Origin of the sequence: Paenibacillus aquistagni (assembly GCF_900177815.1) — a bacterium.
In the GTDB taxonomy this organism is placed as follows: domain Bacteria; phylum Bacillota; class Bacilli; order Paenibacillales; family Paenibacillaceae; genus Paenibacillus_B; species Paenibacillus_B aquistagni.
Window position 1 is genome coordinate 108,250 of the sequence record NZ_FXAZ01000001.1, and the last position, 14,518, is coordinate 122,767.

At 46.5% G+C, this 14,518-nt stretch carries 10 protein-coding genes; 9 read left to right on the plus strand and 1 reads right to left on the minus strand.

Annotated features, from left to right (window positions below; translation table 11 throughout):
* Positions 1 to 58: 58 nt before the first annotated feature.
* Positions 59 to 1,207 carry a sporulation integral membrane protein YtvI gene (ytvI, locus tag B9Y93_RS00550; protein ID WP_085492424.1) on the minus strand — a complete coding sequence of 383 codons (1,149 nt, stop codon included), beginning with the start codon at positions 1,205 to 1,207 and terminating at the stop codon, positions 59 to 61.
* Between the two features lie 154 nt (positions 1,208 to 1,361).
* Between ytvI and B9Y93_RS00555 the strand changes: the two genes are divergently transcribed.
* The 9 genes from B9Y93_RS00555 (at position 1,362) to B9Y93_RS00595 (ending at position 14,517) form a co-directional block, all read left to right on the plus strand.
* Complete coding sequence (locus B9Y93_RS00555; protein WP_085492425.1) at positions 1,362 to 2,723, plus strand: polysaccharide deacetylase family protein; 1,362 nt, start codon at positions 1,362 to 1,364, stop codon at positions 2,721 to 2,723.
* 572 nt (positions 2,724 to 3,295) lie between these two features.
* Complete coding sequence (locus B9Y93_RS00560; protein ID WP_085492426.1) at positions 3,296 to 5,047, plus strand: ABC transporter substrate-binding protein; 1,752 nt, start codon at positions 3,296 to 3,298, stop codon at positions 5,045 to 5,047.
* A 98-nt stretch (positions 5,048 to 5,145) separates the two neighbouring features.
* Positions 5,146 to 6,102, plus strand: coding sequence for an ABC transporter permease (locus tag B9Y93_RS00565; RefSeq protein ID WP_085492427.1), 957 nt, complete (start codon positions 5,146 to 5,148; stop codon positions 6,100 to 6,102).
* A gap of 9 nt (positions 6,103 to 6,111) precedes the next feature.
* Positions 6,112 to 7,050: an oligopeptide ABC transporter permease gene (opp4C, locus tag B9Y93_RS00570; RefSeq protein ID WP_370739009.1), complete on the plus strand. Its 939-nt coding sequence runs from the start codon at positions 6,112 to 6,114 to the stop codon at positions 7,048 to 7,050.
* A gap of 8 nt (positions 7,051 to 7,058) precedes the next feature.
* On the plus strand, positions 7,059 to 8,036 hold the full coding sequence (locus B9Y93_RS00575; RefSeq protein WP_085492429.1) for an ABC transporter ATP-binding protein: 978 nt from the start codon (positions 7,059 to 7,061) through the stop codon (positions 8,034 to 8,036).
* Positions 8,037 to 9,011 (plus strand): ABC transporter ATP-binding protein, encoded by a 975-nt coding sequence (locus B9Y93_RS00580; RefSeq protein ID WP_085492430.1) that lies wholly within the window; start codon positions 8,037 to 8,039, stop codon positions 9,009 to 9,011.
* Positions 9,012 to 9,421: 410 nt separating this feature from the next.
* Positions 9,422 to 10,537, plus strand: a complete 1,116-nt coding sequence (locus B9Y93_RS00585; RefSeq protein ID WP_085492431.1) for an ABC transporter ATP-binding protein — start codon at positions 9,422 to 9,424, stop codon at positions 10,535 to 10,537.
* A gap of 13 nt (positions 10,538 to 10,550) precedes the next feature.
* Positions 10,551 to 13,538 (plus strand): extracellular solute-binding protein, encoded by a 2,988-nt coding sequence (locus tag B9Y93_RS00590; protein ID WP_244903253.1) that lies wholly within the window; start codon positions 10,551 to 10,553, stop codon positions 13,536 to 13,538.
* Complete coding sequence (locus tag B9Y93_RS00595; RefSeq protein WP_085493897.1) at positions 13,528 to 14,517, plus strand: carbohydrate ABC transporter permease; 990 nt, start codon at positions 13,528 to 13,530, stop codon at positions 14,515 to 14,517. The genes B9Y93_RS00590 and B9Y93_RS00595 overlap by 11 nt, the downstream gene beginning before the upstream one ends.
* Position 14,518: the final 1 nt, after the last annotated feature.

Below are 14,518 nucleotides of genomic sequence, written 5' to 3' on the forward strand. Positions count from 1 at the left end.
GATGCAGCAGGCATTCGCGGCTTTGGTTGCTTGTTGTCGTTATTGAATTCGGGATGGTCTACTCCTGCTTTGAATCGTGAGTGCTGTGCCCGCTGTGCTCAAGATGAGGAGAGAGCGGATTCGCATCGAACTCCTCGCTTGGCATTCGAATCCAGCGCTGCAAGTAGCCTTGATCAAAGAGCGCCTTAATCAATATGACGAGCACAGGCGACAGGATTAAGCCAGCAACTCCAAAGATCGATAATGATATGATCATGCAGGAGAGCATCGTGAATGCTGAGACGCCAAGGGTATTGCCGGTAATCTTCGGCTCAAGAATCTGCCGAGTAAGCATGACAGTGACAAGAATAACAAGCAGCCAGATGGCTTGGGCCGTGTGTCCGACAATAAATAAGTACGTAATCCACGGAATGAAGATCACCGGGATTCCTAGAATCGGCAGCACATCAAACAAGGCGCACAGCAGTGCGATTGAAAAAGCATTATCGACACCCAAGAGCAAAAATGAAATGAAAATGACAGTAAAGGATATCGAGATGAGTTTCGCTTGCGCTTTTATGTATACGCCAAGCCCTCGAAACACATTGTCTCTAAGGAAAACAAAAGCGTTCTTGAAGGTTCTCGGCGTCTTCTCCTGTGCGAGCTTTCGCCACGAGCTAATTTCTGTGCTCAGGAAGTAAGCCAAAACGATTGCGATCGCAAAGTTGAAAATGAAGGTAGAGAAGGTCGCGACATGATTGACAAGCCAGCTTAGAAATGTCTTCAGCCAAGTCTCCGCAACAGCTGCAAAGTCAGAGATGTAGGAGTTAATCCGGTCGGTTACGTCATGCGGAAGGGTCTCATATTTCATTTGGATGTAGTTCATGAGCGCGGTGGATTCCTTAATGACGATATCGCGGTATTGGGGAAGCTGGCTGATGAGATCGCTCATCTGCTGCGTAAATACAACGCCTGCTCCAACTAATGAACCGAGTATGATTAAGACGAATACAATAACAGAGATGGCTGAAGCGATGGATTTCTTCATCCCTCTTCTAGCGAGGAAGCGTGCCAGCGGCTCAATGATCAAATAGATGATGAACGCTAGAAAGATAGGAGCGGCAATGCGGTACAGATAGCTGAATGCAAGCATGGTCAGATAGACCGTGAGCACGATCAAGCCGATATCAAATGCTGTGCGCCAATATTTTCTATAAAAAGCGAGCATCAGCAGGCCTCCTTTTGGGTAATAGACATAGGTAAGAATGATTGGTTCATATTGTATTATTGTACACGAAATTGATTTCAGATGCCTATTCTGTGTGCGGTTATGATACAATATTGATGAAAAAAATATTGTTTAGAAACGGGGAACGAGGCGGATGGAAATCTTACTGCTGTGGATATTTTATATCCTTACGTTTTATGCGTTCCTCCCAGGTCTTATTAGCCGTCTCTTTGGCTTTCGCGTATTTCGAAGAGGTATAGCCGAGCGGGAGATTGCTTTAACGTTCGATGATGGTCCAGACCCAATTTACACGGCAAAGCTGCTCGATTTGCTGAAAACTTACAAAGCCAAAGCCACCTTCTTCGTCGTTGGGGTTCATGCTGAGCAGAACCCAGAGCTCATTAAGCGCATGCATGAGGAAGGGCATCTCATTGGCATCCATAATTATGTTCACAAGAGCAACTGGCTTATGCGTCCGAAGACGGTCAAGCGCCACATTCACAAGACCTCGGGTATGATTGAGGAGATTACCGGCAAGCCAGCGATTTATTACCGGCCGCCATGGGGCATTGTTAATTTGTTCGACTTTGGCAATCTGGGACATATCCAGATTATATTGTGGTCCGCCATGTTTGGTGATTGGAGAAAAAGACTGGGAGCAGAACGCTTATATAAGCGCATGAAAAAAACATTAAAAGGCGGGGAAGTGCTGCTGCTGCACGACTGCGGGCTTACCTTTGGGGCTGATCGAGATGCCCCGGAGCAGATGCTGTCCGCACTCGAACGCTATTTGAAGGATGCGGAGGAAAAAGAACTTCGCTGTGTACGAATTGATGAATTGATTCGCACAACGGAGAAGCACAAGGCGCTTCATCCTTCGCTGTTTAAGCGATTAACCGTCAAATTGTGGCTCGGTTACGAGAAGCTGTTTCATGTTGTGTTTGGTTTGAAGACAGCTAGTGAGACGAAGCCAGTCCTGCATTTTAGAGCTCGGCCTTATCATGGGGAAACGATGATGCTCGATGATGGAGTAACACTGCAGCATGATGATCAGGTGCTAGAGCTCCATTTTGACAACCAGCATCTATATGATATCGGCCATTCGTCGAAGAGCAGCGTGCACTTGGCGATTAAGCTCATTCGTGATGTTGAGAAGGCGCTCCCTGAGATTGCGGCTTATGTAGCGGAACGGCCGGAATTGCAGCAGATAAAGGCACTGTATGGCGTGAGCTTCATCCATCGAGGTCCTGAGCAGTTCGGATTTACCGTTCGGGATCTGCCTAAGGGACTGTTCAGTTGGATGACAAAGCGTTACTTGAAGCTGCTGCTGCGTGTCATTCATCCTATGGGACAGAATCGCTTAAGACAGCAGTCCGATCAACTCGTTCCTAAGACGATTACGATGTCGATGGAATATTTGATGAAGCGGTATGGTCCAGGATATCATTTTTCTGCCCATGAGATGGAGGCATCGATTCATGGAGCAGAGCAGCCGTTCAAAAATGCATCTTTGTAGTTGAACCACGTACATGATTAACTTTATTAATTAATAACAGCGGCAAATGGCAGAAGGATATTCCAATATCAGGCATTCATTCATATACAAGAGAAGCAACTCACTAGTGTGGCAATTTATGCCAATGCGTGAGTTGTTTTTTTATATTTATGCATCTTTTTGCAAATATTTTAATTTTGAATTGCTTTTAATTTTGATTTCATGTGAAGGACATGTAAAGTGGTGTGTCCTCCATGTAAGAACAAATGTCTCTCTATTTGGTGTAAAACCACAAAGAAAATCAAGTTTTGAGGAAAATTATGTATAAGTGTTGTTGAAACTTAATAAAAAAATGTGATCGGGAAGCTTAAAAATATTTTAAAAGAAACCTAACATAGGCATTTACAAAACGAAATTTATATAATAGTATTATGAAAAATATTCGTTTCCTGCTTATGGTACAGCTGTATTACACACTCATTTGACCACTGTTCTATAAGCGTGAGCCGAATATTCTCTATAATTCATTGGTAGATTTATAGAGACGGTATCATGGGTTAGAAGCAATCAATATTCGATTAGGGGGAAAAGACGTGAAAAAGAGACTATTAACCGTTTTGAGTCTTGTGCTCGCATTGACATTGGTATTGTCAGCTTGCGGCGGCAACGACTCTGCTAGCTCTACTGGCAACGGTAACACAAACACTAATAATTCTTCTGAAGGTAACAGCAATGAAGGTGGCGGTGATGAGATCATCACTAACGGTGTGATCCCTGCATCAGATCCTAGCAAAAACCCTGCTGCAGCTACAAACCGTACAGATACTGTTATTATCGGTATGACTGCACCAAATGGTATCTTCAACCCACTTTTTGCAGAAACAACTTATGATGTATATGTAGCTGAGGCATTATTTGATTCTTTGGTAAAGATCGAAAAGGATGGCTCTTATTCGCCGCAAATGGCAGATTATGAAGTATCCGAAGACGGCTTGGTGTACACTTTCACCTTGAAAGACGGCATCAAGTGGACTGACGGCACGCCTGTAACAGCGAAGGACATCGCGTTCTCCAGAACATTGTTGTTCGATAGCTCTTACGATGGCCCAACAGACGTTATGCAATCCGCTCCAATCAAAGGCGGTCAAGATTATAAGGATGGAAAAGCAACATCCATCTCCGGTATCAAAGTAGTAAACGACAAAACGATTGAATTCACAATGGATTCCGTTAACCCATTGGCACTTGCAACATTGGGCTCCGGCGTTATTCCTGAGCACTACTATGGCAAGGACTACAAGCAAGGCAACCTTGGCTTTATGAAAGACTTGTTCACGAAGCCGCTTGGTAACGGTGCATACATCTTGAAGAAGTTCGCTCCAGGACAAGAAGTTGTAATGGAAGCAAACCCTGACTACTATGCAGGCGCACCTAAAGTGAAAAACTTGATCTATAAAGTAACTACAGATGAGACGTTGGTTTCCAACCTGCAAACAGGCGAAACAGATATGGACTTCCCAACAGCGTCCAAAGACCAAATCGAAGATATCAAGGCTATGGGCTTCCTTGATACACAAATCTTCCCTACAAATGGCTATGGCTACATCGCAATGAACCATAATGATCCGAAGTTCAAAGATCAAAAGGTTCGTCAAGCGTTGACATATGGCTTGGATCGTCAACAAATCGTTGATGCTGTATACCAAGGCTACGCAAAAGTAATCAATGTTCCTCAGTCCGACCTGTCTTGGTCTTACACGGATGAAGGAATTGAAAAGTATGATTTCGATCTTGAAAAAGCAAAACAATTGTTGGATGAAGCTGGCTGGGTACCAGGCGCTGACGGCATCCGTGAGAAAGATGGCGTAAAGTTCAAAATCAACTTTGCTGCAACTTCTCCAAACCCAGTAAATGATGCAATCATTCCAATCGCTACAGCGAACTACAAAGAGCTTGGTATCGACTTCGTTGCTGAGCAAATGGACTTCAACGCCGTTATCGACAAGCGTAAAAAAGGCGACTTCGACATGCTGTTCATGGCTTGGGGCTTGACTCCAGATCCACAGTCCATGCAAAACGTATACATGACTAGCGGATCCCAAAACGATATCGGCTACTCTAACGCTAAGATTGATGAGCTCTTCAAGAAAACAGGTTCTACTGTAAACCAAGAAGAGCGCAAGGAACTGTTCAAACAAGTGTACCAAGAGATGAATGCTGATCTTCCATACATCTACTTGTACCAACGTTCTGATATGTGGTCGATGAACAACCGCGTAAAAGGATTTGATCTTTCTCCTTACAAAAACTTTACAGGTGATCTGAACGTTATCTCTGTTCAGTAATCATCAAAACTTCATTTATAACAGTCATTAATGTCTGTCCAATGCTCAGCCCTGTCGTGGCTGAGCATTGGGTTTATATGTAGCTAGGAGGAATATTTATGAAACAGTTTCTCATCCGGCGCATCTTGCAGATGATTCCGACCTTGATTGGGGTGTCGATCATCCTATTTAGCGTGTTCTCGATGGTTCCCGGTAACTTCATCGACTCGAACCAGACGATATCCGCTGAGCGTGCGGCAGAGTTGAAGCATATCCACGGATTGGATAAGCCTGCGACAGAACGTTATTTCATTTGGGCGTCAAACGCTCTCAAAGGTGATTTTGGTTATTCTTTCCAACACAAAGTAGATGTAACCACGGTCATTGATCGTTATATTTGGAACTCCGTCCTTATCGCAGCGTTTTCCATGATCTTTACATGGATCATTGCGATATTTATCGGCGTATTCTCAGCGGTCAAGAAGTATTCTCTATATGATGGAATTATAACGTTTATCGTCTTTGGACTTATGTCCCTGCCATCATTCTTCTTGGGTTTGCTTGCGATCAAATTCATAGCCGTAGATATGGGCTGGGCGCCTGTTGGAGGCATGTATACGACAGGAAGTAGTGCTACAGGATTTGCCAAAGTGTTTGATTTGCTTGAGCATATGATTCTACCCGTAACCGTATTGACAGCACTTGGTGTCGGCGGCCTTACTCGTTATTTCCGTACAAGCATGCTCGATATTATCAACCAAGATTATATTCGTACTGCACGTGCCAAAGGTGTAAAAGAAAGCACAGTTATTTTCAAGCATGCACTGCGCAATGCGCTTATTCCTGCGATTACGTTGCTTGGATTCGAGCTTCCTGCATTGTTCTCTGGGGCAATGATCACAGAGAAGATCTTTAACTGGCCAGGTATTGGTCGCGTATATTTAGACGCATTAAACTATCGTGACTACTTCCTGCTTATGGGATACTTGATGTTCCTATCATTCCTAACCGTATTAGGAAACTTGCTTGCAGATACGTTATATGGACTGGTAGACCCTCGTGTACGTCTGAAATAGAAAGGAGAAATTCATGTGTCCCAAGTTACTGCTAATCCAAACGTAACGACAGCAGCAGAGCCAAAAGTAAAGTCCGCATCACCTTGGGTTCTTGCGTTTCGCCAGGTGCGTCAAAGCAAGCTTGCCATCTTTGGTATTGTTATGTTGTTGCTTATGTTTCTTATTTGTTTTTTTGGTCCGTTCTTCTCACCATATACGATAGATACATTGAATATTCGCAACGGCAACAAGGCTCCATCTGCTGCACATTGGTTAGGTACAGATAATCTAGGTCGAGACATCTTGTTGCGTGTGATGTTGGCGGGTCGAATCTCGCTATTGGTTGGTTTTGTTGCCATGATGGTATCGGTGTCCATCGGTAGCCTCCTCGGTGCTATTGCAGGTTTCTATCGCGGGTGGGTCGATACGATCATCATGCGAATTATTGACATTATGATGTCTATTCCGTCTTTGCCATTGCTTATTATTCTCGGTAGTATTCTTTCGGATTGGAAGATACCGCCTTCAGAACGTATTTATATCGTCATGTTTATGCTAGGTATACTCAGTTGGCCAGGCCTTGCGCGTCTTGTGCGTGGTCAGATATTGAGCTTGCGTGAACAAGAATTTATGCAAGCAGCAGAGTCATTGGGCCTTCGTGACTCGAAGAAAATCTTCCGTCACCTGCTTCCAAATACGATCCCAATCATTATCGTAAACGCTACACTTGCTGTAGGTGGCGCGATCTTGATGGAGTCTGTATTGAGTTATTTGGGTCTTGGGGTTGTGCCTCCAACACCGTCCTGGGGGAATATGATTTCCGCGGCGAACAACTTGATCGACTTCCAGAAGCGTCCGTGGCTCTGGATTCCACCGGGTGTATGTGTGTTTATCACCGTTATGTCCTTTAACTTTGTCGGGGATGCACTGCGTGATGCATTCGATCCTAAGTCTAAGTCGAAGAGGTAGGGATAGATATGTCAAACAATTTAATCGAATTCCGCAATCTTCGTACCAACTTCTATACAGGTTCTGGTGTAGTCAAAGCGGTTAATGACGTTAGCTTTTCTATTCGCGAAGGGGAGACACTTTGTGTCGTAGGCGAATCCGGCTGCGGTAAAAGTGTTACTGCTATGTCTCTCATGCGTCTAGTAGCTACTCCAGGTAAGATTGTTGGCGGAGAGATTCTATATAAAGGTGAAGACCTTCTTAAATTAAAAGAACGTGAGATGCGTTATCTTCGTGGTAACGAGATTGCGATGATCTTCCAAGATCCAATGTCTTCGTTGAACCCTGTTCTGACCATTGGTCATCAGATTGCTGAGCCGCTTCGCATCCATAAGAAGTTATCCAAGCAAGAAGCGAAGAAAAAGTCCATCGAGCTTATCGAATTGGTAGGCATTCCGCGTGCCGCGAAGATCTATGATTCTTATCCGCATGAATTGTCCGGCGGCATGCGTCAGCGTATCATGATCGCGATCGCGCTCAGCTGTGATCCTAAGCTGCTTATCGCTGATGAGCCTACAACAGCATTGGACGTTACAATTCAGGCGCAGATTCTCGATTTGATGCGTGATATTAAGAAGGAATTCAATACAGCCATTATGATGATTACCCATGACCTTGGTGTTGTGGCAGAGATGGCGGACCATGTTGTTGTTATGTACGCAGGTAAAGTGATTGAAGAAGCGCCGGTACATGAATTGTTCAATAATCCGAAGCATCCGTATACGCAAGGCTTGCTGAAGGCAAAACCTGTCATCAGCAATCGTCAGGATCGTCTATATACGATTCCTGGACAAGTTCCTAACCCTGTAGAGCTTGGGGAGAACTGCTACTTTAATGATCGCTGCGAGCACTGTATGGAAATTTGCGTACAAAAGCAGCCAGACCTTAATATTTATGACAATAAGCATAAAGCTGCATGCTGGTTGTATGAGAAGGAGGGGAAGTAAATGACTCAGCCATTAATTGAAGTTAAAGATCTTAAAAAATACTTCCCAATCACTGGCGGCGTATTCCAAAGAACCGTTGGCCACGTTAAAGCGGTCGATGGTGTTTCCTTCTCTTTGAACAAAGGCGAGGCCTTGGGCCTTGTAGGTGAATCTGGCTGCGGTAAGTCCACGACTGGCCGTACTGTCCTTCGCCTGCTTGAGAAAAGCGGCGGTTCTGTTCATTTCAAAGGAACAGACCTGCACAGCTTGAATAAAAAAGATCTTCGCGCAATGCGCCCGAAGATTCAGCTCGTCTTCCAAGATCCGTATAGCTCCTTGAACCCGCGTATCAAGGTCGGTGAAGCAATCGGTGAGGCTCTTGTCGATCATGGCATCGTATCAAGATCAGAGGTTCGCGATCGTGTAAAAGAAATTTTGTCGATCTGCGGCCTGGCTCCTTATCATATTGATCGCTATCCGCATGAATTCTCTGGTGGTCAGCGTCAGCGTATCGGTATTGCCCGGTCGCTGATCCTAAAGCCTGAATTCATGGTGTTGGATGAGCCTGTATCAGCCTTGGATGTATCCATTCAAGCACAGATTATTAACTTGCTTACGGATCTTCAAGAGCAAAACGATCTGACGTACTTGTTCATCTCTCATGACTTGTCTGTCGTTGAGCACTTGTGCAACCGTGTAGGGGTTATGTATCTCGGCTCCATGGTTGAGATGGCGTCCCGCGATGAGTTGTTCAGCAATCCATTGCATCCGTACACGAAGGCTTTGCTGTCTGCGGTGCCGGTTCCAGACCCAACGAAGAAGCCTGAGCGCATCGTGCTGCAAGGGGATATCCCGAGCCCGGCGAACCCGCCATCTGGCTGCAAGTTCCATACTCGCTGCCCATTTGCTAAGGATATTTGCAAGCAGCAAATACCGGAGTACAAGGATGCGGGCAGCAACCACTATGTGGCCTGCCATTTCGCTGGAGAGTTTTAATCGTCTAGCAAATGCGAATGAAGAGCGAGCATGTCATGCATGCTCAGCTGATTTTATATTGCCTTACAGAGTAAAGCGTGGACTATATCGGTCCACGCTTTTTTTGTGCGAAGTTCCTTATCGTTCGAAGTTCCTTATCGTTTAATCCAAGAATGGCAGCTCGGTGTGGAAGCTAGCAGCAGCTAAGCCGGATTCACGCTACCTATGATTCTGCGATTGTCCTACCCGCTCTTACTAAGCTCATTTGGCATCATCAGGGCATGATGCAGCATTCGATGATCTTACCTCACTTGCAACTTTCTTGCCTCTACACGTAATTTCACTCTTCTATGTTCAATCGCTTTAATGTTTATTAACACCAAATTAACAGGCGCCCAAGTACAATAACTATAAACTTGGGAGGGATCGCAATGGCCAATATCTTGTTTAATCAGGTATACAAACGCTATGGAAAATATAAAGAGATTGCTGTAAGCGATTTCAATCTAACGGTCGAAGATACAGAATTCATTGTCCTCGTTGGCCCATCTGGATGCGGGAAGTCCACTACGCTTCGAATGCTGGCAGGCTTGGAGGATGTATCGGATGGAGAGATATACATTGGTGATAACCTTGTGAACGATATCCCTCCGAAGGATCGGGATATCTCGATGGTGTTTCAGAATTATGCACTCTATCCGAACATGAGCGTGTATGAAAATATTGCGTTTGGGCTCCGCTTACGGAAGCTGCCGAAGCATGAGATCGATCTTGCCGTGAAGCGAGCAGCACGTGTGCTTGAGATTGAGAACTTTCTGAATCGCAAGCCAAGAGAATTATCAGGCGGACAGCGTCAGCGTGTTGCGCTCGGTCGAGCCATTGTGCGCACGCCGCAGGTGTTCTTGATGGATGAGCCGCTGTCTAATCTGGATGCGAAGCTCAGAGTCCAGATGCGCTCAGAAATCATTAATTTGCACCGCAAAATTGAAGTCACGACGATTTATGTTACGCATGATCAGATCGAAGCCATGACAATGGGAGATCGCGTGGTCGTGATGAACCGAGGAATTATCCAGCAGGTAGACTCGCCAGAGATGATTTATAACAAGCCTGTCAATATGTTTGTTGCGAACTTCATTGGCAATCCGCCTATGAACTTTATTGAAGGGAAGCTGCAAGAGCGTGAGGGACAGCTTGAGTTCCACACGAACCGCTTTGCGTTAACGCTAACGTCCGAACAAGCACATACCTTGCGCAAGCACAATCTGTTGGACCGAGCAATCATCATGGGCATTCGCCCAGAGCATATTCATTTTATGGCTGAGGGTTCTGAGGATGCGGAGTCTATGGTTACAGGCATTCTTCAATTCAATGAATTTGTGGGGTCTGATCGCTATTATCATATCGACATCAAGCAGGAGCGCCCGCTCGTCATAAGGGCAAGCGAGGGAGTACGCAGTGAAGACGGCCATGCAATCTCAGCCCTTATCAACATGAATAAGGCTTTATTTTTCCATAAAGATACCGAAATGCTTCTGACGAAATAAGGAGGTTGGAGTCGTGAAGCAAGTCATGCAACGATGGAGAAGGTTATTTATCATCGCAAGTATAGTGGCAGCAGGTGCAGGTCTATACGGGCTGAAGCTGTATGGTGATCAGCCATCTGTTTATGCGGCATCCACTTCCTCGAATGTCAAAACACTCAGCATCAGCGACTGGAGCAGTGAAGAGGGGCAGATTGAGCCTTATTATCTGGAACAGCTTGAGCACTGGCAGGATGCGGGAGTACCATATGGTTCCAAGGAGATATCCATTGCAGCCGCACAATATGCGAACAAGTCTGAAGATGCCAAGCTTGAAGTCAAGGATTATGAGGGCAAGCAGGATGCCTTGATCTGGTCTAACCAGAAAGGTTACGTGGAATATGAAGTAGAGGTTGAGCAAGAAGGCCTATATGAGCTGTGGGCTCATTACTATCCGCTTCCATCGCATGATGGCGGCAACCGTCAGCCGGTGCTTGTATCCGCCCTAATAAATGGACAATATCCGTTTAATGAGGCGAGATCTATTGTGCTTGAACGGCATTATCGCGATGTAGATACGGAGCGCTACGACGAATTCGGCAATCAGCTTCGCGCGCAGATAGAAGAGATGCCGGGTTGGAAAGAGACGGCTTTTCGAGAATCGAATGGTTCCTATGCCCTGCCGCTTAAGTGGCATTTGAAGCAGGGGAAGAATACGATTCGCCTCCAAGTGCTGCAGCAGCCGCTGGCTCTTCATGAGCTCGGCATTCGGCCCGCAGCTGCGATACCTACGTACAAAGAGGTATTGTCATCTTATCCACAGGATGGGCTTCGAGAAGGAGAACCTCTAATCATCGAGGCGGAGCATTATCATTACAAGAACTCGACGTCGATCCAAAACGTCTACGACCGTGATCCAGCCACCAAGCCAAGCTCTGCAGGCAAGATTGCCTACAACACACTGGGTGGTTCTCGCTGGATGAAGGGCGGTCAAACCGTAAGCTGGAGCCTTGATGTACCGGAGGATGGCTTCTACAAGCTTGCGATGCGCGCCAACCAGAGCACGGTAAAAAACATGTCGGTCTTCCGCAGCATCTACATTGATGGGAATATACCATTTCAAGAAATGGAGCAGGTGCAATTCCCCTATGATGCCAATTGGAGGGGCGTTACGCTCTCAGATTCAGATGGACAGCCGTATGCGTTCTACCTGACGAAGGGCGAGCACACGCTCTCGATGGAAGCCCATTATGAGCCATACATGCCGATGATTATCGAGATGGATCATATCTCTAAGGAACTAAGATCCATCCTGCTGGAGCTTCGGATGGCCACAGGCAACCGCGAAGACAAATACCGGGTATGGAATGTGGAGAAGGATATCCCTGGGCTAATCGAGCGCATGGAGCGAATACGAGAGCAATTTATTGTACTGGAAGAACAGATGAAGAGCATCAATCCCAAGACAGACAATGTCGCGCAGATGCTGAAGAATGGTGCTGCGGATATGAAGAGCATTCTCAGCAAGCCCAATGAAATTCCCTATGCCAAGGAGCGAATTGCAACGGTTCAGGAGTCATTGGAATCGAATCGTTCCTTGTTGATGGATGCCCCGCTGCAGCTTGACCAGCTCTTGTTAGCTCCTGTGGATGCGAAGCTTCCTAGCATGACATCGAATATTTGGCAGAAGACCGGCGGTATGTTCCAGTCTTTGTTCTACTCCTTCCAGGATCGATCAACCACAACGAGTGGCGATGAAGATGTGCTTGATGTCTGGATGGTGTGGGGACGCGACTATGTGGATGAACTGCAGCGCTTGGTCAATGATCGCTTTACTCCTGAGACCGGAATCAAGGTGCATATCAACCTGATTCAGAATCCTCAGCTCTTAACGCTTGCCAATGCTTCTGGCATGATGCCGGATGTTGCCCTCGGCGTCCCAGTCAATGTTCCATTTGACATGGCGCTTCGCAATGCGGCACTTGATCTGTCCAAGCTTGAAGGCGCTGAGCAATTTTTCTCAAGATTCAATCCTGGGATGCTGCAGCCGCTGTATTATGATGGCGGGTATTACGGGGTTCCAGAGACGGTTCGCTTCAAGGTGCTGTTCTATCGCAAGGACATCTTGAATCAGCTTGATCTGGAGGTTCCAGATACATGGGATGATATATACAAGATGCTGCCAACGCTCTTGCAGAATCATTACAACTTTTATATGGACCCTGTGGATTATACGCCAATTATGTTTCAGAACAATGTCGATATGTACACCAAGACGGGACTAAAGACCGGACTTGACACACCAGATGCATTCAAGTCCTACAAGATGTGGACCGACTTCTACAACGTTCAAGGGCTTGAGCGGGTCGTGCAAAGCTTCTACAACCAATTCAGAAGAGGGGATATCCCGATCGGCATCTCTGATTTTAATATGTACATCCAGCTTCTAGTCGCAGCTCCTGAGATTGCAAACGATTGGGCTATTGCGCCAATACCAGGAACGAAGCAAGACGATAACAGCATGATTCGCTGGTCAGGAGGCTCCAACCCAACCAATGCGATGCTGTTCAAGAGCAGCAGGAAAGAGAAGCAAGAGGAAGCGTGGAAGTTCCTGCAGTGGTATATGTCCACCGAGATTCAGACGGAGTTCGGCTTGAATCTGGAGCAGTATTATGGGGAAACGTTCCGGTGGAATACGGCCAATGTCGAGGCCTTTGCACGAATGCCTTGGAAGCCGGAAAATCTTAGCGTCATCTTGGAGCAGTGGAAATGGACGAAAGAGGTGCCGCAGGTGCCTGGCGGCTACATGACAGATCGTGAGCTTGGCTTCGCCTGGAACCGGACTGTCGTCGATTCCGAGAATTCGCGGATATCTCTTGAGAAAGCGATCAAAGAGATTAATCGTGAGCTCGCTAGAAAGCAGCAGGAGTTCGATATCATCGGGCCGAACGGCGAAGTGCTGAAGTCGCTTGAGCTGCCAGATATGGAGAAACCGTGGGAGGGAGTGGATGAGTTTGTCGAATGACGCGACACCAGTCGTTCAGCAGCCGATAACGGCATCAGGAGCGAAGCTTAAAGGCAATCTGAGCCGCAAGCTGAAAGACAAGATGAGAGAGATGTGGAAGTTCCGACTGTCTTATCTCTTCATTGCTCCGTTCCTTATCGTATTCAGCCTGTTTATCATCATTCCCGTGCTGACCGGCGTTGCACTTAGCTTCACCTACTTCAACTCCATCGAATTTCCGAAGTGGGCAGGCTGGATGAACTATCAGAATCTCTTTTCACAGGATGTGATCTTTCTAAAGCACGTCATTCCCAATTCATTTAAATTCGCGTTGTTTGTTGGTCCCATCGGCTATGTGCTGTCTTTTGTGCTGGCTTGGCTCATTGCGCAGCTGCCTTCCACGATACGCGTATGGTATGCGCTCGCTATGTATGCGCCGTCGCTTACAGGCGGCATTGCCATGGTCGTTGTGTGGCAGGTCATGTTCACGGGAGACCGCACAGGCTACATTAACAGCTTCCTGCTAAAATGGGGCTTCATTGACCAGCCTGTGCTGCTTACGATCGATAAGGAATATCTCCTTGGCATCATGATCATCGTATCGATCTGGTCGAGCATGGGCTTAGGCTTCCTTGCGATCTTAGCCGGAATCTTAAACGTAGATCGCACCTTGTATGAAGCGGGACGAATCGACGGCATTTCGAGCCGGCTTCAGGAGATCTGGTATATTACAATCCCGATGATGAAGCCGCAAATGCTTTTTGCCGCCGTCATGGCGATTGTGGGCACCTTGAAGTCAGGCGGGATAGGGACTCAGCTGTCTGGCATGAATCCTACACCCGACTATTCCGGACAGCTCTTCATGAATCATATCGAGGACTTTGGCTTTACGAGGCTCGAACTTGGCTATGCAAGCGCCATCTCCATCGTACTGCTTATCTTAACGATTCTACTCAGCCGTTTCCTATGGATGCTGCTTGGCCCGAAGGAGGATGAATAGC

What these genes read in the sequence shown, in the direction of transcription:
- ytvI (WP_085492424.1), bottom strand. Translation starts at nt 1,207, where the DNA reads ATGCTCGCTTTTTATAGAAAATATTGGCGCACAGCATTTGATATCGGC.
- B9Y93_RS00555 (WP_085492425.1), top strand. Translation starts at nt 1,362, where the DNA reads ATGGAAATCTTACTGCTGTGGATATTTTATATCCTTACGTTTTATGCG.
- B9Y93_RS00565 (WP_085492427.1), top strand. Translation starts at nt 5,146, where the DNA reads ATGAAACAGTTTCTCATCCGGCGCATCTTGCAGATGATTCCGACCTTG.
- B9Y93_RS00575 (WP_085492429.1), top strand. Translation starts at nt 7,059, where the DNA reads ATGTCAAACAATTTAATCGAATTCCGCAATCTTCGTACCAACTTCTAT.
- B9Y93_RS00580 (WP_085492430.1), top strand. Translation starts at nt 8,037, where the DNA reads ATGACTCAGCCATTAATTGAAGTTAAAGATCTTAAAAAATACTTCCCA.
- B9Y93_RS00585 (WP_085492431.1), top strand. Translation starts at nt 9,422, where the DNA reads ATGGCCAATATCTTGTTTAATCAGGTATACAAACGCTATGGAAAATAT.